Below are 23,958 nucleotides of genomic sequence, written 5' to 3' on the forward strand. Positions count from 1 at the left end.
CAAAAAAAAAGCTACATATGTGAGGGTGGTTTGGTATGCCCTCAAGTGAGATTATACTGGAATACTGTAAACGTTAAAAGCAATGACATGAAAACATCAATATCCTTTAAAAATACTATAGCCGACATAATCTGCCTGCTTTATATACTGCTTTTTGTTTACGCGGCAGTAAGCAAATTGCTCGACTTTGAGAACTTCCGTGTTCAATTGGGACAGTCACCTTTATTAAGTGCATTTGCCGGATACATTGCATGGATGGTTCCGATGCTTGAATTATTCATTGTATTGCTTATCCTTTCAAAAAGGTGGAGAATCATGGGGCTTTTTGGAGCGTTGTGCATGATGGTTATGTTTACCGCATACATTTTCATTATTTTAAATTACAGCCCATTTGTCCCTTGTTCCTGTGGAGGAATTTTGGAAAAAATGGGATGGGAGGAACATTTCATTTTTAATTTTGTTTTCATGATGCTGGCCGCAGCAGGTATCCTGATACTGCGCCGGGGTGTGCCAAAGGCACACTTTATTTCAAAACCTGCTGCACTGGCCAGTGCCTTTTCTATGACGATATTCTTCAGCATTGGTATTGTTGCCCTGCTGTTTATGTTATCAGAAGACATAATCCATCATCGTAATAATTTTGTGCGAAGATTTCCCAAGTACCCTACTAATAGCAAGAAAACGATCCTGCTTCCACAAGCAACATATTATATAGCCGGTTATGACAAAGGACAGATTTATTTAGGCAATCGGGCTGAACCGCTGGCCGTAACAATTTTTGATATCAGTCTGGTTCAAAAAAAGACAATTCGCATCGAACTTCCTAAATATAAATTTCCTTACACTGTGCCGCGCCTTGCCGTAAAATCACCTTATTTTTATTTTAGCGATGGAAGCGTACCCTGCATTTTTATTGGAGATACCACCAACTGGAAAGCGGAGCTTAAAATGTATCGAAAAGCTTATTTTTCCATATTGAAGCCGATCGATGATAAGACAGCAGTTATCCGAGCTATTGATTCTAAAACAAAAGCAAATACGCTAGGACTCTTTACTTTTAATAATGATGCATCATTACAGCTTAACGGCAGACTTCTGCTGAAGCAGGTAGACGGTATATTTGACACGGACGGATCATTGCTTTATAATTCCCAGCTTGACAAGGTAATCTATACCTACGCCTATCGAAATGAATTCCTGATGATTGATTCTCAGATAGGCAATCATACCTCAGGGCATACTATTGATACAACTACACGTGCACAGGTTTCTGTTGCGAGGATAGAATCGAAAAAAGTAACCACTCTGAGCAAACAGCCTAAATTGGTCAATAAACTGACCGCATCTTTTGGCAATTATCTTTTTGTAAATGCGGCTCTCATTGGAAAATACGAACCTGAAATTATGTGGAAGCAGGCTTCGATAATTGATGTATACGACCTGAGTGCAAACACCTATGCATTTAGTTTTTATGTATACAATATAGCGGGCAGGACAATGGATGAATTTGTTGTTTTAAACGACCGGATTGTTTCATTGAATGGAAGGAGTCTAACAATTGAAAAATTACAGACCAATTATTACAAGCCCTTTACCGCATCAAGATAATATCAGCATTTATGCTTTTGAAAATACACTGTACAGTCCAGGGGAAGGTCGAAAACCTGAAAAAGAGTAGACCATTAACATTAAATTTTAATATTATGAATACTAAAGTTTTAAGACCAGCGCTTTCATTTTCAGCAATCGCATTTGCTGTATTTGCAGCCTTCGCATTTTCAACTGCCCCTGAAAAAGGAAAGCTGATAGATGTTTGGGGGCATAACCCTTTAGAGGATTGTGATGTTACGACAGTAAAATGTAGCAACATACAAAACCCTAATGTTTGTAGAGTTACGGCGGGAGGACAACAATTGTTCGACATGAGCAGTCCGACTCAATGTAATGTCGAGTTATACAGAAAAATCAATTAACCTTAAAAAACAAAGCAGGAGATTGTCGGTCTCCTGCTTTGTTAATTATGATTTAAGGGATTCCATTGGTAAGTGTTTCCTTTTGTTCTTTCAGATAATAATCAAACCAGTTCTTGGTTTTTATTGTCAGGTCTTTTTGTAATTCAGGTGTAACAATTGTGTGCGCCTCATTGTCATAAAGAATAAAAACATTCCTTTTGCCAAGCCTTCGAAGTGCCATATGAAATTCGGCAGATTGTGTCCAGAAAATAGTGGGGTCTTTTTTTCCTGCCCAGCTCAAAAGCGGTGTTGTACAATTTACAGCATTTGGCAAAGGCGCGTCTTGCTCATAAGCTTTCCAATTGTCAAAAGGTGAAAATGGCATACGTCCCTGCTGTGATTCAAACCGCCATGCATTTGAACGCGGTATACCTGCAGAATGCACAAAATAGCTGCTTATAGTGTTCATAAGTCCCGAACCGCATACAGCTGCTGCAAAATCATTGGTCTGGGTAATTATAAATGCCGTCTCGTAACCTCCAAAGGAATGGCCTATAATCCCAATATGATTTTCTTCAACAATTCCCATTCGTTTCACTATATCAACCGCATTTAGCACACAGTCCAGAGCTGACTTTCCGGGTTCGCCCATCTTATAATGAATATCCGGCAGCAATACCAGATAGCCATCCAGGAAATAATTGGACAGAGTGAAGCCCATCGGCCCATATTCTGTCGGTACACGGTAATTATTAATCTCTTGGGATTGTTTTTCATAAATATATACAACCATTGGATATTTTTTTCCTTCGATATACCCAGCAGGCTTATATAGAATACCTTTTAGATTATTGCCGTTTTTATCTTTGTATGAGATCATCTCAGCCGTTCCCCAATTAAATTTACGGGTATGGGAATTGGATTTGAAGAGCATCTTGTTTTTTTGCATTGAAACAGCTATTAACTTTGGTGCATCGGAAGCGGTTTGCTGTATGTAAATGAATTGCCCGGTATTCTTTGCTTTTATCAGCCTGCTGTTTCCACTGTTTCCGAACACCAATTTTACTAAAGTACCGTTAGAATTCCATTTATAATACCCGCTAGATCCATCTTCACCAATGGCCTGCAAAACCAAACCCATCGATAGGTCAAATTTTCTTATCAGAAATTCATCCTGGCTCGGCTTTTTTATAACGGGATAAAGGTCTAAACAAATTCGATAGGAAATCTTTTGCTTTCTTCCATCAGTAATTCTTCTGGTTTGTTTTGCATTATTATCAATCAAGTAGATATCATACCGGTCATAAGCTATGAAATATTTTTCATCTGATGACCAGCCTGGACTACCATATGGTGCAGGAACACCCGCATCGTTTTGAATACTATCAATCATGGAGACTGGCAGTCTTGCTGTGAGATTGAGATGCTGCATTTTCACAATGTCGTAAGCCCACCAATTCCCATTGCGGAAATAGTGTATAAAATTTCCTTTAGGAGAGCCACCCATCATTCCAACTGCTGTTGACTGCTTTTCTAAAATCAGTTGCTGTGTCCCGGTTTGGGTATCTTTCAGGTACATATCAGCAGGCGCGTAATACTCATATTGAGGTTCATACTTCAACAGATTATAACACAGCGCGTACTTTCGATTTGCAGTAAGGATTGCTTTCGGATTCTCGATTGTTCCGATCTTTAGAGTCCCACCACTTTCGGGCTTCCATGCAGCAATTTTTGGCAAGCGGGAAGCATCTCCAAACATTTTATTCTGCGTATATTCCAACGCTGTTGCAGAGTCCCAAATTTCATAAGGGACAGACTTTGATTCCAGCTCAGGACTAATATAATTGAAAAATACACTTTTTCCGTCATCTGAAAACCGAAGTGCAGAACTTCCACCATATGTAGTTATATTTTCCATAGCCAATATTTCCGTTTGCCTGCTATCAAGAATAGTATTTGTCCCTATTGCTGAATCGTGGTAAAATATCCTGTAATTTTTGGTAGTTTCCTGTTGGTCTTTAATCTCTTGAAGAAAAGCAAGAAATTCGCCATTGCTACTCCAAAATAGTTTTTTAAATCCCGCATCATCATCCTGTGCAATGGTCTTTTCAACAAATCCTACCTTTGGTTTTAGCAGGCGCACTTCATAACCAGTACTTATAGCCAAAATGCCGGAATTGTTGATACTGAACTCTCTGACGTTTTCAAAAATGTATTTTTTGAAAGTGGATAGCCCAATTATCGTCAAGTAGTCAGATACAGCATTCTTGTTGAGTATTGCCAGAAAATTTTCTTCTTTGCAGAATTCATGACGAATTGCGTCTTTGAAATATTGCGTATTACCATTGTTCAGATCATATAACGCCAAACCTTTTTCCGGATCTGAAAACGTCACCCATTTATCATCATTGCTGAAACCTACATCAGTACATTTGGGAAATACCAATCGCCTCGTAGATTTTATATTTTGTACAAACAATGTATCGACACCGTAATCGTAGTGCAGAACATAAGAAATCCATTTGCCATTTGGAGATATCGTCTCTGCTTGTATGGAACTCCATTTTGCATAATCGGCAGTCGTTACTTCTTGTTTTTGTCCATAGATTGGTACCGCCACAAGTAGCAGCAATGCCAAAAATACAGTCTTGAAGAAAAACGCCCGCATCTTAGTAACCTGGATTTTGAGGCAGCAGATTTCCATTCAACAGCAATTCCGATTGTGGCAGCGGAAGTATGATCTGTGTATCTTCCCACCCGGATTTTATTGGACTTAGTACTTCCGTCGCCTTTCCCGTACGCTTTAAATCGAACCAACGATGTCCCTGCTCTGTAAAAAACTCAAAACGTCGTTCTTTTGCGATTGCTTCCAATAATTCGGTTTCCGTACTTGCGGTAGTATTTGATAGACCGGCGCGGTTGCGTATTTTGTTTAAGTCTGCTTGGCAATCAGATATATTTGACAGATGTGCATTGGCTTCCGCACGAATCAGGTATTGTTCGGCCAACCGGAACAGAATAGTGTATTCTTCTGATGAGGCTGTGCCCAACGGCTTTTTATATTTGTATGATGAATACCAGGAGCCACTGCTGTTTGAAACGGTTCGTACCCATTGGGTACGGCGCAGATCACCAGATTCAAAACCGGTTACAAACGAAGCAGCCAGTGACGGCTTGGAAGGTGGTCCGCTTGAAAAGATAAACGTGCGCGCATCTTTAGTATTAAGCCCGGGTGTTCCCGGATGCAATGCCCATATTGTCGCTGTTGACTCGCGAAGAAATTCCTGTGAAGTATCATCGACCCATATGTAATTGGGATTATCAATTACAGCTGTTGCTTTCGCTGCTGCATTTGCCCAATCTTCACGGTACAAGTATATTCGTGCGAGAAACGCAGCGGCAACAGCCTTGTTTACACGGACTTTTTCCTGAGAAGGATATTCAACTGGCAACAGCGTTTCAGCTTGTGTCAAGTCGGCTATGATATTTTGCCATACTTGTTCATGCGGTGTTTTTGATGTAACCGAATTTGCGACGTAATCAGTCGTTGTGATGTAGGGCACATCACCAAAGATGTTTATTAGATAGAAATGAAGGTACCCTCGAATAAACAATGCTTCACCTGACAATCTTGCTTTTTCATTATCTGTTAAAGCCGTTGAATTCTGCAAACCTTCCAGCATCAGATTCGCAGCATAGATTTGGCTGTAGGTGCTGTTCCATAATCCTGTTATCAGGCTGTTTGAAGGTGTAATTGTATGGTTGTTGAACTGCATAATTTCGATGCTTGACCCTGTGTACTGCATTTCATCTGAATAGTTTGATAAAAGACTCGACAGACCGTTCAGCGTGCCTGCAACCATGCTGTCTTCACGCAGGCGCGCATAAATGTCGCCCATAGCCGCGTCGGCAGTATTGATACTTTCGAAAACGGCAGGAGTTGTGAGTTGTGATTGTGGCGTGCCTACCTCGGTAAAACTCTCGCAAGCCGAAAGGGTAAGTAACGCTGTCCAAATAATTGGCTGTATAATATTAAATCTTGTTTTCATTTGATATATAGTTAAGTTAAAAGCCTAGCTGAATGCCCAGTGTAAACTGGCGCAATGATGGAAGTGCCGAAGCAGACTGGTTTTCAGGGTCAGCTCCACGAAAATCAGTGAGGGTTAATAAGTTTTGCCCCTGTACATAAATCTTTCCTGTGAAGGTTTTTGACCATGTTGATGGTATTGCATACACAAGGGTCAGATTCTTGAGTCTCACGAAAGATGCATCACTGAATGCTGCATTACTATCAATCAGATTGTAATGTCCTTCGAGTAATGTGCCATTCTGACCCGTAGTATACTGTTGTGATACCGCATTGGTGCCGTCTTGCGGGAAGTGATTTCCCATATCTACAGGCTGATTTACAAATGAGCCGGGCAAGGCTGAAGTGTACAGATAATTCCTGCCGAGTTGTTTTACAAATTGGAACAAAAAATCGAGCGACCAATTTTTATATGTTAATTGGTTACTGAGGCCTCCATAGTATTCTGGTGAAGTATCAACGATTGCCTGACGATCGTCTTCATAGGTTATCTGTCCATCGCCGTTGAAATCCTGAAAAGTGTAGGCTCCTGTTTCGGGGTTGATACCTGCATAATTGAAGACCTTCTTGATAAATAGTGATTCACCAACTATGAGTTGGTTAGCATATGTAGAACCTTCAAGCCCTGGAAAAGAGACCAGTTTATTTTTTGGTACAGTAAGATTTACTGTAGTTGTCCATGAGAAATCCTTGCTTTTTACATTGGTGGTACGAAGTTCCACTTCGACACCGGTATTTTCCACGGTAGCATCAAAATTTGATTGGATAGAAGAAAATCCTGTTGTTCCGGGGAGCGGAACCCCGACCAATTGATTGGATGAGCGATTCCGGAACCAAGCTGCGGAAAGGAAAATATTATCCTTTAAGAATCCCAATTCCAACGCGAGTTCGAGTTTTTTATTTGTTTCCCAGCCGAAATCGGGATTGTAGAGGCGTGACGGTAAAAGTCCTACCACCCCATCATACAAATAAGGCGACACCTGATAGGTATCGAGATACTGGTAATCCCCGATCTGGTCATTGCCCGTAATGCCATAACTTCCACGCAACTTTCCAAAACTAAGTATGGAATTGTGCTGTTTGAAAATACCTTCATTAGTGAACAACCAAGCTGCACCTGCAGCACCAAAATTAGCGAAGCGGTTATCGGGTCCAAAACGGCTTGAGCCATCACGGCGACCTGTTAGGTTCACGATGTATTTTTTATGCCAGTTCATGTTGAGTCTCCCAAATAATGCATTGTAATTGTACTCAGTTACCTCATGGTTCAGCACTGTCACCGTAGTAGCCGCAGCCAAACTATTAATCAGCGCATCGCTTGCAAATCCAAATGCAGATTGTGCCAATTTTGTTGTTTTTTGGCTCTGGAATGTCGTACCGACCAAGAAATTTATCTCTATGTCATCCAATTCCTTACGATAGTTTAATTGTGGTTCGAAAATATATGATCTGCCAGTGCCACTAGCCACAAATAGGGATGATTCGTGCTCGTTTGTGTCAAAGGGACTATAAATACTTAGAGGGCTGGTTACGTTTTGGGTTATCCTAGTATCGTTATACCCAATACTAGCCTTAGCCTCAAGACCAGGAAGCACATTGTAAGACAACAGCACATTTGCAATAAGGTTTTGGTTTGCGGTAAGGTATCTTCCGTTGAGAAATGCCAATGGATTGTTGAATGTGCCGTTTTCCCAGTTGAGGCTGCCATCGCTGTTATAAAGCTCCGGAGCGTTTGGAGCAAGCGTATATGCTCGGGATGTCAAATCCCTTCCCGGTAAAGTGTTTTTATCTCCGGAGTAACTGGCCGAAAAATTAAGGGTGAACCGTTTATCGTCGGATTGGTGTGTAATGTTGCTGTTTACTGAACCCTTTCCGTAATGAAAATCACCAGGAAATACGGTTGTTTCTTTGCGATAGGTTCCACTCAATAGAAATTGCGTGTTAGCATTACCGCCTGAAACGGATGCCTGAAAATTCTGGATGTAAGATGTACCGCCAATTAATTCCTTCTGCCAATCGGTGTTGCGATTTGAATCCCAAGTGCCATTGATATCATAAGCATCTTCAGGATATTCCGTGATCCCATCATTTGCAAATGCTTCTGCGCGCATTGCCAAATATTGGCTTGTGTTCATCAGGTTCATTTTTTGAGCTACTTTTCCAACAGTAGTAAATGCATTGAAATTAAAACGTGTTTCTCCTGATTTGCCTTTTTTTGTTGTAATCAGTACCACGCCATTTGCCCCCCGCGAGCCATAAATTGCTGTTGCATCCGCATCTTTCAATACCTCAATACTTTCTATGTCTGATGGATTTAAATTGTTCAGCGGATTTGTCACACCGGAAATAGCGGATGCAGAAACCGTAGGATCTCCTAATGATTGTGATGAATATGGAACTCCGTTTACAATGTACAATGGATCATTGCCGTCTCCTCGGATACTGTTAATACCACGAATCTGGATATTAAAGCCACCGCCTGGCAATCCCGTATTTTGTGTAATGTTTACACCAGACATGCGTCCTTGCATTGCAGCTAATGGATTGTTTACGGGTTGCTTGTCGAGATCGGCTGATTTGATTTTTGCAATGCTTCCGGTGCGCTCCTTCTCCTTCACAGAATAATACCCAGCGTTTATCGTAACCTCCTTAAGCTGCGTACTGTCTTCTATCAATACTATATTTATTGAAGTTTGGCTTCCAACCTGAATTTCCCGTGGGGCATAGCCTATAAACGAAAAGACAAGGATATCGGTAGAATTAGCCGTAATTGAAAAATTACCTTTTTCATCTGTTACGGTGTTTGTGGTAGTTCCTTTTACAATGACTGTAACGCTGGAAAGTGGTCCAGTGGCATCGGTAACTGTACCTGTAATTTGATGTTGCGACTGCTTCGTGTAGCTCCCGAACGTTAGTTTGGCGGCATAAATCTGACTGGAAAGCAGTATTGCGAGAATAAATATGCAAAGACAGGAAGGTCTGCCCTTGTTAAATGAAAGATTTTTCATAAATTTAGAAAGGATTAAAATTGAACGAAAGTTTGATTTTCCCAGCCTTCTATGCTAGTTTCCACGCAAGTAATAGAAGGCTTTTTCTTGTTAATTAATTTATCATAGGCATAGGTTGGTTTTTGGTTACTTAAATAGTCAATAGCTGTTGAATGGTTTCGGATCTGCGCTCTTGCAGATATTTGTAAATGGCGAAGCTGATAGTATAATAACCTGAACCTTCCCCAACTCAAGTAAAAATTAAAGATTACACCATAAGCAACCGGTTAATGGTTAAACACAAGCGGTAACGACACTTTAAGATATCGTGAAGAAGCTTTGAGAAGTTGAGGTGTAGCCAAAAAAATAGGCGCGGAACTCAGCTTATTGCCTTCATGGTACTGGTATACCGGGAACAATAAGTGAGCCCACGCCATTTATGGCGTGAGCATTTGCACTTATCTTCTCGTTCCCATTTAAAAAGTACCAGTTTTTGAAGGCGAGATTCAAAGCGAATGCTTCAAATATTTTTAATGAAGTATCGCAAAAATACATTACAAATCGTAATGATTAAACAAATATACTAAATAAAATAAATATAGGGATATATCCCCATAAGTTTTATGTTAAATATTACCAATTTCACTTGTCAAAAAAAAAACATGCTATGGATAATACATTTAACGATTTTTTGAAAGATTTTGGTGAAAAAGTAAAAACAGAAAGGGAAGCTAAGAACTTAACTTTAAAGGATATGGAATTTCATACTGGTATTGACGATAGTGACTTTAATAAAATTGAGTTAGGAAAAACAAATATTACGTTTAGAACTTTCTTAAAAGTTGCTAAGGGACTTAAAGTTCAGCCAAAAAAATTAGTAGATTTTGATATTGACTTAAAAAATGAAAATCTAGAATAGACGCATAAGTATTCTATTCCACTCATTAGGAATATCTAACAGAATTTACCAAATCCTTTCCTATCTACTTGCCCTTTGTCATTGAACTATGTTTAAATATGAACAACTTGAGCAAATAATCAGATTCAGATATAAACCTATTAAATAATGACTAATCGTAATCCCAATATAAAGACTGAATTTCAAGGAGTAAGATTCGTTCAGGGTGTTGTTCAAGATAATCATTCCATTTTTCAAAATCTTTCACGAGAAAATGACCAAGGCAATGATTGTTATATAGAATTTGTACGTAATGGTCTTGCAACCAATTATGGGATATTTGTTCAAATAAAAAGTGGAGACAGCTATAAGGACAGCTTAGGCTATAAATTCACAGCAGATAAAGCCCATTTAGAGTACTGGAATCAGGGGTTAAATTTAACAGTAGGAATAGTTTTTGATCCGGAAATTAAAAAAGCCTTTTGGGTGGATGTTACATCTTATTTGACTTCTCGACCTGACATTTTTACGCAAAGTTATCATACTATTAGAGTTGATAAGGCAAACGAATTTTCCGAAGCAACTTTTCCTGCATTTATAGAGTATTGCTTCTCTTTTCGACAGCTATTTTCAAGCTATGAAAAATTTGGGCGTGCCTTAGAATGGTTTGCTAACATTGATAATTCAAGTATCTGTTACGAAGGAATGAAAGCCCTATATTCTTATCATCGTGAAAAGCCTGCAACTTGGTTCTATATCATCTCAAATTTTTCAAAAATTAAGGAAGAAGGTATAAGAAAGAATATTTTGGGTTTGCTAAGTAATTATGTAAACCGGGACATTTTTTGGCACTCAAATAATTTTCAATATTTGTCATCTCCAGATGTAAAAGAAAATCTCTCAAATCTTATGACGAAGTATTTCAGAAGAAATGAAATTGAAATTATATTGTCGTATCTTGAAGGTGGAATAGTTAGAGGAAGTTTCAATTATTTAATTTTCCTTGTCATCAATATGGTGGCAGATCTTCATGAAATCTTAAAGGAAATCGCTTTCAATGCCTCTATTGATGAGGACAAGCGTAATTTCTGTTTCTGGCTATATATGCACGTAGCAAAATTACACTCAATAAATGATACACTGAAAACGGCTGATGATTATTTGATCAAATTTCCTTTTGGACTGAAAGATGAAGCCCTCATGGGGATTAAAGAAAGTATTGAAAAAGGTGAGTTATGTCCGATTGGTTAACTTTTTACAAATACTTTTCTTAAGTTAGTTTTATCCATAGATATTTATGTGTAATTTATTTTCCATACTTAGATATTAATGAGTCAAAAGTTTGTAAAAACATTTTAGTTTCCTCAACATTTTTACCAATCCAAATGTTAATCAATTTATTACAACCTAAACCCCAATATTGCTTTTGATCATTAAACCATAATTTCGCCTTTTCTCTATGAGTACGAATATCTGCAATTGAATAATCTTTAAAACAAATTTGTTTATCGTAACCTGCAAATAGCTTATCCCAAATAATTGAAGAATCAGGTTCAACATATAGCATTTCTGCTAATATTTTCTCAGGAGAATCATTTCCTGGGAGAATCAAGAAATTTTTATGTTTAGTTATTTCTTTCATCATCGCAGGTTTCTGGTTTACGTCTCCATCTAAACAAATTATACTTTCGGGGTAATTAAATCCTTTAATTTTTTTTCTTACTAATTCAATGTAATTATTACATCCCAATGTACACTGTATAAAGTTAAGTGAACTCTTTTTTGACTTCAAGATATTCTTTAGGAAAATTTCTGCTTCCTTATCTTCAGTAAATAACGGAACCTTGTTGGTTTTAATTACATGTGATGACAGACTAACATTTAATTTATTTCTAATAAAATCTATAGTTGCACTATCATTAACTACTATTTCTTTGTCTATTTTTTGCAAGAAAACTACTTTGACCTGATTTTTAAGCTTTATGTCGTTTTGAATTCCACATACTTTTTCTAAAATTGTCAAGGAATGAGTTGTAAAGATTATTTGAATTTTATAATCAGAAGAAAATTTTCGTAGGGCTTCAATTAATTTGATCTGTGATGCAGGATACAAGGTAGTATCAATTTCATCTATTACCAGTATTCCATATTCGTATAATGTTGGAAATTTTTCTTTCAATCTTTTGAAAGATAATATAGCAAGTAAAATTTTACCTAGATTATCTTGTCCAGAAGAATTCATTTTCCAGTCATAATGGTCTGTTGAAACCCCAAGAGTATTTTTTTGTTTACTTGATAGATAATCTACCGAACTAATTTCTAAATTATTAATTATTAATATAGTGTTATGCCATTTATTATAAAATAATAGTTCTTCCGCAGTTAATTGAATAGCTGAATCTGTATCTAATTTATCATCTTCCCCTATCGGCATTAATCGAGACAAGCTAAGATAAATTACTGGATAATTAAGATATCCGGAACCTTTTGTTCTATCTCCTTGCTTCCAAAACCTAATAGAATCCTTATCTCTTGCAATACTTTCAACTGAGAACGATTCGTTACCATTTGTCTCAAGTGTCCATGTATGATGTTTTGGTTTATCAAAAGTTTTAGATAACTTAAATTTTTCAGAAAAGGATGACTTATAATTACCTCCACAAAGTGGTTTTTCATCACTTATAGGATTACTTTTATCATTGATAGAAAAAGGCTGACTTAAAAGTCCAAGTAGAGTAGTTTTTTGTGTTCCATTTTGTCCAGCGATCACTGTAATACTGGTTCCCAATTCAAATTCAATGTTATTGAAACCTCTAAATTTTTCTACATGGATTTTTTTTATCAGCATGAAAATTTTATTTTTATAATTAAGAAATGAAAAATAGAAACTATTTTTTATCGGAATAAATAATCTCTTTACTGTTCTTTTTTTTATGTAGCTTGAATTTTAGAGGACTCCAGTTTTCTATATTTGGACTCAGAATTGTTGGACTAAAGAAAAGGATTTCTTGTCCAACTCTTGATTTATATGCTGTATGCTTGAATGAAAATTCTTTTTTACTACAGTCATCATATAGTATGTTTATTTCGGGTACATTATCATATGAAACTATCCATTTGATGTTTGTAATTCCTTTTATTTTGTTACTTACTAATTCATGATTTTTATCTTCATAATGGTTCATATACAAGCTACTTGCTTTTAAATAGTATGGTGGATCAAAATAAAATATTACATTATCATCTTCTGCCTGTTCTTGGATAATATCAATTAATGCAATAGCATCTTCGTTAAACAGCAAAATATCTTCCTTCCTTGATGCAATAAGCATAATTCTTTCAATTAAATCTTTTTTATTAAATCTACAGTCCATCAGATAATTGCCATTTTGTTCGATTCCTCCAATTAAGCCAGCATTTATTATTCCTGATCGATTAGTTCTGTTTAAATAAAATGTTGAAAAACCCAATTCTAAAAGTCCAACTTCTTCTTTGTTTTGCTGAACATTTCTTTGTTTTCTCCATTCACTAACAGTAAATGTTGAATTTTCAATCAAATCACATAATTCTTTCGTATGATTAAGAACTGAATACCAAAAAGCATAAATAGATCTATCTTTATCATTAAGGGTTATTTTATTTACAAACCCTTCAAAAAGTAGAAATAAAGCAACAGATGCCCCTCCTGAATAAGGCTCTACATAATGTCCATTAATGTTGTTATCAATACAAATTTTTGCAATAAATGCTGATAATTTATTTTTACCTCCAGGGTATCTAAGTGGTGAATAGAACATTAATCTTTATTTAAATTTTCGCTCAAAGTTACAAATAATGGTTCTAAATGTTTCCAAGCTCTTTTATTATGAGTCAAATCTACAAAAGTCTCAATATTATGTACGGCTAAATCCAATTCTTCTTTAACATTATCAAAGTACTTTTTTAAATTTTTTGAAGTTTGAACATCAAAAAAATTATCTAGTTCATAATTTTTAAAATAATCCAACATTATCTTCAAACTAGCATTAGAATAATCTTTTGATGAATTAAATCTTAAGATGTTCATTAAGTTGTCTTTACTGATAGTATCTTGAACTCCATGATTATTTTTTATATAATCAATCACCAGGCTGACCTTTTTTCCACTGTCTTCAATAGTTTTTTTACTTGTTTTATCTGACAAGCTTTCAAAAAGATCATTCGTTTTTAGATAATAATACAAGCTTTGTTCTAGGTAAGTCCTAAGTAATAGAGCAAATGAATAAAATTTTTCATTTGGTAAACTTTTCAATTCGAGAAACAAACTATCTAATTTATCATTATTAAAATAGATATCAGTATCTTTAGGAATCACTCTTTCAAAGAAAGTATTTTTTATTGCCTTTTTTCTTCTTTGATTAATTTTTGCTTTTTCTTCATCTAGATTAGATTTTTGCTTTGTAGCCTTACTCACCACTGATTGCTTTTCAGGAACACTAAGGTTAAAATCAGCATTTGCTTTTAACTTTTTTACAAATTCTTTTTTATCATCTTCTTTATTAAATTCCCTTGAGAATCGTTCAGAATCAATTATAATTTTAAAAATAATAAGAAGTCTTTTGTCAAATTCTTCTCTAGGGATATTAATTATTAATTCTCCATTTTCATCATCAAAATCAATTCCTAAAAGCAATCGTGCTTCATCATAAGAATAAAATCTTTCTAAATTTGTAAAATCAAATTTATCTATTTCAATAATAATATCTTCTTCTTTTTCAAGGAGCTCTTTGCCTTCTAAAAATAAATTGTATGCTTTTAGAGGCTTAACAATTTTAGTAATAGATTCATTTAAAACATCTGCTATATCTTCAATTGATAATCCATCTTCATAATACATGTCAGCTACAAATGCATATTGATTTCCTGTTTTCCATTTTTGCAACGAGTCTCCTTTATGTCTTTCATAAATTATAGGATTAGCTAATAGTCTATTTGGAGCTATATAACACTTTAGTTTTTTTCCAACTGGAAAATTGTTTTTTAAGATATTTTGAAGTAAAATATTTGCTTTCGCTTTTGAAAGATATTTACTCGGGTCTTGCAAAAGCTTTAACGCACCTGTCCTTCTATTTCCTTCGAGGATAATCTTTTTGTCATTTTCTATACATATAATAGGTTCTTCACCAACAAAATATCCTTCTTCTGAAATCTTTTTTGCTAATTCATATACTTTTTCATTTGCAATTAAAAATTTAAGAATTTCAGGTTGATTTAAATTTACCTCCCTATACTTTAATCGTGGATTATTTAAATCTAAATGAAGTGAATTTAAGGAATATTCGTAATGCTCCCATAGTGAATAGTCAATATACATGTAATAAAAGATTTAAGTTAAGATTCTAAAGATATCAATTTAATAATAAAAATTAAGTCAATATTAAATCTTGTAAATTTCTTACCTGATGTAATGTTATTGAACTTCCAATTCTATCTCTGTACACTCTGAAATTTAGTATTTTTACTTTCATTTTTAATGTTTTTTTAAGCCCGCTTTAGATGGCTCCAATCTTATAATTTAGCATGCTTTTGAAGCATAAAATAAAAATTGCATCCACGTCACAAATAACAATAATAAATTCCTTATTGCATTACGGAAAACCGTAACAAGGAAGTGATTCTAAAAATTATACACAATAGGTATTTATACTGTTTTTTGATTTCAGAATTTATTTAGCTTTGTTAGGTGCAAAAAACCTCTGTCTATAGATATTTCTCAATTGGCTATGTTTATTATACTAAAAACCACTTCAAATGAAGTGGTTTTAGTTCTAAAGCTCTTTCGCTAAAATTATAAAAAAGTATTTTCATCTAATTTCCCTGCTATTATCGCCTTTTCAAGATGACCTATTGTAAAAGATTTTCTTTCTTTCTTTTTTTTGTTTGTTAAAAATCTAATAATTGCTGGTAATATAAAATCGCCTTCGGGACTAAAATAATCACTTGCCATAAATCTTGATACATCTACATTAAATCCTTTGCCAAAAGCAACTATGAACTCTACGGCATCCTCACCATAAACCCCTAAATCATTTTCAATTTGTGTTGACCGAGTTATTATTTGATCATTAACCGCAGATTGATTTACCACAAATTCCTTTAACTTATTGAATATTTCTTCATTCATGATATCCTTATTTTTTCAGAGTAGGACTATATTCAGTTATCTCATTTATCTTTTAAAATTTCAATTTGTTTCATCGATAATAAAAGAAAGAAATCTGAACTAATAATAGTGCTATTTTCTGCGTAGGTGACAGTTATATCATTCTCATTTTTACCTTCCCCAAATTTAGTATTATAACTTTCTCTATCAAATTTAAAACTAGAGCTTACCGCATATTCTTTGGCTTTCTCCCATTTCCCATTTCTGTAAATGTATTTAAGAACTTTTGATGTACCTGTTCCATTTTGAAGTATGATATAAGATATTTTGGTGGCTATTTCTCCTGACTCATTAGCTTCAACAATATAAAATTTATCATCCCAATCATTAAGATATTGGTTAAGGAGCTTATACCGTATTGAATTTTTATTCAATTGATTTAAATCTCCCACATCAATATATGATTTGAAAGCTTCTAATCTATTTTTATATAATGATTTCTGATATTCATCATTTATAGATTTTTCCTGTAGCTGCATTGAATTAGCAGTAGCTATATTCCAATTTATAAAAATTTTATCTGTTTTATTTTCACTATTATTTATATAGCGTCCACATGACGATAATGTTATTATCATTAAGCAATAAAAAATATTTTTCATTTTTTTAATTATATGGTTGTTTTCTTTCAACGACTCCTTGTTCCTTACGTATTTGAGAATCGACCGCTCTAACTTGTATTTCGCTTTCGGTCAATGTTCCTTTTGTTCCGTCGTCAGGGTCAATTTTTGTGTCATTTACTTTTACACTGCGGGTTCCTGTAGCATTTTCTTTAGCATGAGCTAATTCATGCCCAAGTCCAATAAAAGCTGGTCTACCTTTTGTTCCATCTGCATTAACGATAGTTTCACCCTTTCCATTTGGATTATATTTTACAGTTGAATCTGTTCCTGGTCCAGGACCTTTCGAAGTAATAAGACTATCCATACCAGAATCTGCTTTTGTACCATTATCACCCCAAGACTGTTCAACTGTAGTAGTTTTAGGTGATTCAATCAAACTAGATATCAAATCTGTTCCAATGGATAGTGTCTTATCTGCATTACTACCTCCTTTTTGTTCAATAGTAACTTTGCCATCCTCCGAAATAGTCAACTTATCATTCGTAAGTTTTTGTAAATCATTTAATGCAGTTTGTTTATATGATGCCGAGCCCCAAATTATGATGTCATTTGGTCCCATTCCATCAGGGTCAGTAAACCTCATAGGATTATTAAATGCATAATTATACGGTGACCACCTTCTCATTTGTTCCGCCAGCGGGTCGATGTTCATCCACCTGCCGATTGCAGGGTCATAATTACGTGCTCCATAATCGTACAAGTTAAGCCCCAGCTCGTCTTGGAGCTCCTTTCCGTTATAATTATACTTATAAGGTTTTGCGACTATTTTTACAAGGTTTTACCTGTTAAATGCAAAGTTTTTAAGAACATGATTTTAAAGGATAAACTTACTGTTTTATTACTCAAATCCAAAAATAAATCTTTAAAACAGCAGTAAAAACAACTAAACTTTTACTAAAGCAGATTGTCCGTCTGTTTAATCTTTTAAGATGAGTTCTGAGTGTCAAATTTTTCCTTTCAATATGGTTTGTCCCGAAACGTTTTACCGAATGCAGTTTCTCATCAATCAAATATCTATAGTTTTTTAATCTGTCTGTAAATATCTTTTTTGCTTCTGATAATTTCAGAGTCTCTAAAACACTGCTCAATGTTTTATTGGTTCGTTTCCCAACATTAAAACTCACAACTGTTTTAGAATTCTTTTCCAATGCATAAACCAGCCAGATATAATTTTTCTTGTGTCTGATATAAGTGCACAGCTCATCGACTTCATAAGTTTTACCTTTGCTGATAATGGGTTTGGAAATACTTCCGGCAATAGAAACAATCCTTTTCAATAATGTTGTAGTAGAAATATTTAATATTCTTGCTGTACTTCTTATTCCTAATCCCTCTTTGGTTAATTGAATGATATTTTGATTGATATTTAATTTGTAAGCTTGATTTGTATAACTTTCTATAAAACGGTGACAGCACATTTTACAATAGTACTGCTGTTTATAGTTTTTAGTTCTCCCATTTTTAATAACCTTTTTCTCTTTACATTTTGGACAATTTACATCATCACTAACTTTGGAACACCTTGTCGAATTTTTATTCATTTTAGCACATTTAAGGTAATATTAAAACAAAAAAGATGAGCATCACTGCTCATCTTAAAATTATTTATTTCTAAAATTTGCTCAATTTCAAAAGGTTAGAAATCTAAAATCTCATATCACTAACTTTGAAACACTACCAAAAAATTCAATATCACCACAGGTACATTTACGGCTATTCCGTAATAATATCATTACATGATAAACCAAAAAGCCACTCCGTAATGAAGTGGCTTTTTTTTGTTTACTTTAGATTACGGGTAAGAAGTCAAGATATATTAAGAGCAAATCTGAAACACTAGCGTAGAGCTATATGTTGTCGATGAAATCTGAAAAACTCTTATTTACAAATATTGACTCTTCTTTTGACATACCTATAAAAGGCATCTCATAAATGTCGCCAGTATTTTTTTCTATGGCAAAAGCGGTATCTCCTCCATCAGAGCCAAAAATAAAAAATTCAGGAGCATACTCTTCAACGTTATAATCCACATTAAGCTGAATCATCTCAGTTAATGCCCATAAAATAACATACTTTTCGTCGGTACTTATCTCAGCACCATCAGCTTCTTTAAAAAAATCTAAAAAACCTTCAGGCAAAATAAAATTAACTTGCTTTAAAAAGATTTCAACTTCTTCCGAAGTTGGTGCAAAATTTTTATCTATATTTTTCATTTATTTTATTTTTTAATATTTCGCATTAATCCATTCCAATAATTAGTGTAGGCACTATGTTGTTGTTGAGTCAAATATGTTTTGTTTAACATATCTGTAGGATTACCTCCAAATTTCACAGGATGTATTTCATGTATCTGTAAACCTTTCAAAGCTTCAGGGTCTGCTCTACGTATAGCGGCATTTTTAACATTAGCCGAATTCCTTGCTGTTGTATATTCAGCTCCTTCTAATAACTTGAAAGGTCCTTCTGGCTGAGCTCCTCCCTGAGGATAACCTTTCCAATCAATAATAGAAAACGAACCTTCTTCTGCAGTTGCTGTTGTTGTTGTTTTAGCAACATTCGATTCTGAAACTGCCAAAGGAGCTAATTCTGCTGTTGTTCCCAGCCTCATATACAAGCCTTCAACTCCAGTCTCCCAAGCACGACCAATCATTGAAAATGCTAGCAGAAATTTATTTAAAGGCAGTAATTTTTCTTCATTGTATTTCCTCCATTTTTCATTTTCTGCTTCCTTAGAGCCTTTTTTAGGAGGGTCTATCTCATTATTACTTTCATTGTTGTAACCTCCATTATTGACCCATTGTACAAATTTCTTATTATCTGCTTGCATTTCTGCAAGTTGTTTCTCATCATACATGTATCCTTGAGATTCCATTCCGTCAGGGTCAACAAAATAGATTGGGTTATTATATGCATAGTTGTATGGTGACCATCTACGAGATTTCTCAGCTAATGGGTCAATGTTCATCCAACGACCTAATGCAGGGTCATAATTCCTTGCTCCGTAGTCGTACAAGTTCAGTGATAGCTCGTCTTGGAACTCTTTATTGTTATACTTATACTTGTTATTAGTAGCCACATAGTCATTATACCCCTTGTGCTTTAATCCAAAAGGATAATAATTATTTTCTTCGATAATTTCAAGAACTTGAGTTGTTGGGTTTTTAGCAAAACTCAGTCGAACGTTTCCTAAATGATCTTTGTACTGAAACACATAAGAAAGCACTCCTTCGGTATTTTTAACGTAACCTTCTGCCGTTGGGAAAAACTCTAAAATATTGTCTTTGTACTGAAATCCTCCCAAATAATTGGTGTTGGTTGTCGTAGTTCCCTCCTTTACAATTTTCTCTAGTTTTTGTCCTGCTGCGTTGTAAATATACTCAATTGTATTTCCCGTGCCAAAAGTTATTTTCTTGGGTAGATTGAGTTGGTTGTAGAGTATTTCGGTAATGTTTTTGTTTTTATCACTTATCATATTTCCGTTAACATCATAAGTGTAATCGTCGCCTGTTGTGTTGGCATCGTTAAAACCGCTGGTGTTATTGGCACTATCCACCACTTTTGAAAGTTGGTTTGAATTGTCAGGATAGGTATACGCTAAATTATCGATTACATTGGTTCCTATTTGAGGATCCATATCTCCGTTTCTATTCAAAAACTGTATGTTTCCGTTTTTATCATACGATAAATTCTCATTATAAGCATCTGTCGTTAATTTCGATTTTTGATAAATGGCGCTTGTTAGTCTGTTTAGCTTATCATACTGATAACCGTAAGAACGCTCCAGATTATCAGAACCTGTTTTCCAGAACATTTCGGCTATATTTCCATTATATAAAGCTTTGACATTCGCAATCTCTGTTTGTGTTTTATCGTAATTAATTTTAAAGGCAAACAAATCAAAAGGGTCGGTATTTTGCTGCAGCTCATCGGTTTTATTAATCTCGGTAAGCCAGCCTCTGATATTGTAATTAAAATCTACTTTTTGTAAAGGGCTTCCTGTGCTGTTGCCTACATTTTTGCTTGTCAGCTGTCCAAGCTCATCATAATTATTTGCTGCTAAAAGCTGTACAACGCCGCCATTTATTTGATGGGTATGTGTCAGCAAACGATCCTGAGGAGAATAGGTAAACTCTTCTTCTACGGTAATTTTCGGTCCTGCATTTACACGCTGGTGTTCTGTTAGTGTATTTAATGTTTTTCCGCTAAAATCTAGCTTACTATCAGTATGACTATTGCCGGTTAAATGATTCTTTATATAAGTACTTATAGGCCTCGCCATACTATCATAAAAGGTTGTGGTAGTTTCCCCGGCAATAGATGATGCTGTTGTAAGTACCCTTGTCCAGCTTCCAGTTGGCAATCCTTTTACATTTGCTAAAACCGTTTGTCCCATTATCGCCGAAGGCACACTATGAGCTTCAGGAAAAGTATAATCGTCATAGTAATTAACGGTTAATAGTTTAAAACTGGTAGGCGCTATACTATTATTATAATTAGTAGCAATGCCATCAATATTTAATGGGGCTGTAGTTTCAAATAAAGTATCCGCCAGGTTTTGAGCATCCTGCAACGATTTTCTAGCCGCTGAGTCAGCTGTCTCACTCTTCCAGCCCGTATAAATTGGTCGGCTAAAAGCATCGTATTTGGTGATGAGCCAGCCTACATTGCTGTCGTCTTTAAAAGGCGATAACGCAGGACCCGTGGCCACGAGTCTGTCGAGTTTATCATAAACGATGAATTCCCATTGCTTGCCGGGTAATTTTTTCTCGACTAATCTATTTTCATCGTCATATTTGTACTGGTAACACAATCCGTTTAAAACTTCATCATTAATGGTTCCGTCTGCTTTTGGCGGAATTACATAAGTCAGGTTTCCGTAAATATCATAAACATAATACGTATCGTGTTTATCTCCTGCCTCGTAGGTTCTTTTTAAAACAACTTGTCCTTCTTTGTTTTTAAATTCTACTACAGACCCGGCAGATTCGCTTGGATTTGTACTCGTATTTTCATCAAAAGTTATGGTTTTGTATAATTGGTTGGCCTGGTAATTTCCTGATTCTGAAAAAGCGATTTCAAACAATCCTGAACCGGCATCCCAGGTTGCTGTTGCTTTATACAATTTAACTTCATCACCGGCATTGGTCTGGTAATCGAGTTTAATTTCATGACCGCTGCCCATAGCCCATGAAGTTCCGGGAGCGGCTTGTTTTAAAACCCTGTTTAAGGGTGATGATTCAAGTTTTTTTTCCGAAAATGGGTTGGCTGTATTTTCGTATTTTTCTGAACCATAAAAAGACAGTAAAGCATTGATTGCTGTAGCAGGGTTTACTCTGGGATAGCTGGCGCCTCCGTTTGAAGATGCATAAGGCAAATATTCTTTGACCTGTCTGCCCATACTATCGTATTCTATTGGTGTTATTATATCAGAGCCATTTCTTCCCTGACCAATGGCAATCGTCTGAACAGGTCTGCCTAATCCATCAAAATAGGTAATATTCTGGCTTACTTCTTCCTTTGTTAAAGTATTGAAATTACCTGACCTAACTGCTTTTTTGGGAGCTGAAGTGTAAACAAAATTGTCATCGCTGAAGCTTTGAGCTTTTAAACCCATACTTGTAAAAAATAACAAAATTAATAGGGGTATATATTTTTTCATCAAGTTCTGTTTCATATGTAAATTATTGAGGCTATTATTGTACCGGGCCTTCGAGTTCTGCATGTTGGGTTCCGTTAACTCCTCCTACTGTTAATATCAGTGATGCGGAAAGTTGGTTAGCTCCCAAGACAATGCTCCTTCTTAAGGTTAAAAGTTTATTAGCGGTAGATAAATATGTTATTATAAAATTAAAGGTGACAGCAGGATGATTTGCTGTTGAACAATAAGCAAACAGTGTCATTTTTAATGATGCTGCAGAATAGGTATAATCACATGTATAAACTGGGCCGGACGGTGTACAAACTCCTATACTGTTTGCGTTATTTTGTCCGTCCGTATTAAATTTAGTTAAAGCTAGAGAATCCGCTTCTTCTTGCGAATTCGTGGAAGTAGAAGCACCATAGGCCTGACTAAAAGAGACATCTGAACCAACATTCCCTGAAGCACAATTAGTTCTAGTAAAAGTCCCGCTTATCGGAATGCTGTAAAATGTACATTTCGCAGTAGCATTAGCAAATGCCTGACCATTAGTATTAATATCCGTTTGGGCCTTTGCATCTGCATCAGCCTGGGAAGTATATGAAAAATATTTCCCGGCCGAAACACTATATAATGCGCTACCCGGTGAACTATCCGATGTGCAATTATTACGAATGAATGCCTGACTCTTTGCAACATTCCAATACGTACATTTGGCAGTAGCATTAGCATATGTCTGTCCATTTGTATCAATTTCAGCTTGAGCCTGCGTATCTGCATCTGTCTGGGAAACATTTGAAGAATATTTTCCGGCCGGAACGTTATAATTTACACTTTCCGGTGTGCCTCCTGCCGCACAGTTATTACGGGTAAATAACTGGTTTTTGGAAACATTCAAAAAAGTACATTTGGCAGTAGCATTTACATATGACTGTCCATTAGTATTAATTTCTGTTTGAGCCTGTGTATCTGCATCTGCCTGTGAAGTATTTGAAAAATATCTTCCCGCCGGAACGTTATAATTTATACTTTCCGGTGTGCCTCCTGCCGCGCAATTGTTACGGGCTATTAATTGGCTTTTCGCAACATTCCAAAAAGTACATTTGGCTGTAGCATTGGCATATGATTGTCCATTAGTATCTATTTCTGTTTGAGCCTGTGCATTTGCATCCGCCTGGGAAATTTTTGAAAAATATTTTCCCGGCGGAACGTTATAATATATGCTTTCCGGCGAGCCCCCTACCGCACAGTTATTACGGGTAAATAACTGGTTTTTGGCAATATTCCAAAAAGTACATTTAGCTGTAGCATTAGCATATGACTGTCCATTACTATCTATTTCTGTTTGAGCCTGCGCATCTGCATCAGTCTGGGAAGTATTTGAAAAATATCTTCCGGCCGGAACGTTATAATATACACTTTCCGGTGAGCCTCCTACCACACAGTTATTACGGGTAATTAACTGGTTTTTGAAAACATTCCAAAAAGTACATTTGGCATTAGCATTGGCATATGCCTGTCCATTAGTATTAATTTCTGCTTGAGCCTGTGCATCTGCATCTGCCTGGGAA

Annotated in this window: 17 protein-coding genes; 4 read left to right on the forward strand and 13 right to left on the reverse strand. The window is 35.6% G+C overall.

Going from position 1 to position 23,958, the window contains the following annotated elements; all coding sequences use genetic code 11:
* Positions 1–87 precede the first annotated feature (87 nt).
* Positions 88–1,608: a DoxX family protein gene (locus EV143_RS20425; protein WP_133509780.1), complete on the forward strand. Its 1,521-nt coding sequence runs from the start codon at positions 88–90 to the stop codon at positions 1,606–1,608.
* A gap of 95 nt (positions 1,609–1,703) precedes the next feature.
* Positions 1,704–1,973 (forward strand): DUF6520 family protein, encoded by a 270-nt coding sequence (locus EV143_RS20430; protein WP_127340922.1) that lies wholly within the window; start codon positions 1,704–1,706, stop codon positions 1,971–1,973.
* A gap of 52 nt (positions 1,974–2,025) precedes the next feature.
* On the opposite strand, the gene EV143_RS20435 is transcribed toward EV143_RS20430, so the two are convergent.
* Genes EV143_RS20435 through EV143_RS20445 form a run of 3 tightly spaced genes read right to left on the reverse strand, consistent with a single transcriptional unit; the run spans position 2,026 to position 9,047 of the window.
* Positions 2,026–4,656, reverse strand: a complete 2,631-nt coding sequence (locus EV143_RS20435; protein ID WP_127340921.1) for a S9 family peptidase — start codon at positions 4,654–4,656, stop codon at positions 2,026–2,028.
* Positions 4,622–6,001: a RagB/SusD family nutrient uptake outer membrane protein gene (locus tag EV143_RS20440; RefSeq protein WP_127340920.1), complete on the reverse strand. Its 1,380-nt coding sequence runs from the start codon at positions 5,999–6,001 to the stop codon at positions 4,622–4,624. Before EV143_RS20440 ends, EV143_RS20435 begins: the two co-directional genes overlap by 35 nt.
* 16 nt (positions 6,002–6,017) lie before the next feature.
* Positions 6,018–9,047 (reverse strand): SusC/RagA family TonB-linked outer membrane protein, encoded by a 3,030-nt coding sequence (locus EV143_RS20445; protein WP_127340919.1) that lies wholly within the window; start codon positions 9,045–9,047, stop codon positions 6,018–6,020.
* Positions 9,048–9,693: 646 nt separating this feature from the next.
* Here EV143_RS20445 and EV143_RS20450 point away from each other — a divergent pair.
* Together EV143_RS20450 and EV143_RS20455 are read left to right on the forward strand one after the other, a co-directional pair.
* Entirely contained in the window at positions 9,694–9,945 is a 252-nt protein-coding gene (locus tag EV143_RS20450) for a helix-turn-helix domain-containing protein (protein WP_127340918.1), read from the forward strand.
* A 147-nt stretch (positions 9,946–10,092) separates the two neighbouring features.
* Positions 10,093–11,175, forward strand: coding sequence for a DUF4365 domain-containing protein (locus EV143_RS20455; RefSeq protein WP_132038282.1), 1,083 nt, complete (start codon positions 10,093–10,095; stop codon positions 11,173–11,175).
* Between the two features lie 55 nt (positions 11,176–11,230).
* On the opposite strand, the gene EV143_RS20460 is transcribed toward EV143_RS20455, so the two are convergent.
* The 10 genes from EV143_RS20460 to EV143_RS21570 form a co-directional block, all read right to left on the reverse strand.
* Positions 11,231–12,772: an ATP-dependent nuclease gene (locus tag EV143_RS20460; RefSeq protein WP_127340979.1), complete on the reverse strand. Its 1,542-nt coding sequence runs from the start codon at positions 12,770–12,772 to the stop codon at positions 11,231–11,233.
* A gap of 40 nt (positions 12,773–12,812) precedes the next feature.
* A complete protein-coding gene (locus tag EV143_RS20465; protein WP_127340980.1) occupies positions 12,813–13,721 on the reverse strand; it encodes a DNA adenine methylase in 909 nt (302 codons plus the stop codon).
* Positions 13,721–15,277: a ParB N-terminal domain-containing protein gene (locus EV143_RS20470; protein WP_132038345.1), complete on the reverse strand. Its 1,557-nt coding sequence runs from the start codon at positions 15,275–15,277 to the stop codon at positions 13,721–13,723. Before EV143_RS20470 ends, EV143_RS20465 begins: the two co-directional genes overlap by 1 nt.
* A 474-nt stretch (positions 15,278–15,751) precedes the next feature.
* Complete coding sequence (locus tag EV143_RS20475) at positions 15,752–16,087, reverse strand: DUF1493 family protein (protein ID WP_127340884.1); 336 nt, start codon at positions 16,085–16,087, stop codon at positions 15,752–15,754.
* 41 nt (positions 16,088–16,128) lie between these two features.
* A complete protein-coding gene (locus tag EV143_RS20480; protein ID WP_127340885.1) occupies positions 16,129–16,728 on the reverse strand; it encodes a hypothetical protein in 600 nt (199 codons plus the stop codon).
* Between the two features lie 4 nt (positions 16,729–16,732).
* A complete protein-coding gene (locus EV143_RS21875; protein WP_243739925.1) occupies positions 16,733–17,449 on the reverse strand; it encodes an RHS repeat-associated core domain-containing protein in 717 nt (238 codons plus the stop codon).
* Between the two features lie 142 nt (positions 17,450–17,591).
* Positions 17,592–18,290, reverse strand: coding sequence for an IS1 family transposase (locus tag EV143_RS20490; RefSeq protein ID WP_133509781.1), 699 nt, complete (start codon positions 18,288–18,290; stop codon positions 17,592–17,594).
* Positions 18,291–18,596: 306 nt separating this feature from the next.
* Positions 18,597–18,962, reverse strand: coding sequence for an SMI1/KNR4 family protein (locus EV143_RS20495; protein WP_133509782.1), 366 nt, complete (start codon positions 18,960–18,962; stop codon positions 18,597–18,599).
* 5 nt (positions 18,963–18,967) lie between these two features.
* Positions 18,968–22,408: a DUF6443 domain-containing protein gene (locus EV143_RS20500; protein WP_243739926.1), complete on the reverse strand. Its 3,441-nt coding sequence runs from the start codon at positions 22,406–22,408 to the stop codon at positions 18,968–18,970.
* A 34-nt stretch (positions 22,409–22,442) separates the two neighbouring features.
* Positions 22,443–23,958: DUF5977 domain-containing protein (locus tag EV143_RS21570; RefSeq protein ID WP_243739927.1), on the reverse strand; the 1,516-nt coding region annotated here is incomplete at its 5' end.

This window comes from Flavobacterium chryseum, from assembly GCF_004362015.1.
Taxonomy (GTDB): Bacteria; Bacteroidota; Bacteroidia; order Flavobacteriales; family Flavobacteriaceae; genus Flavobacterium.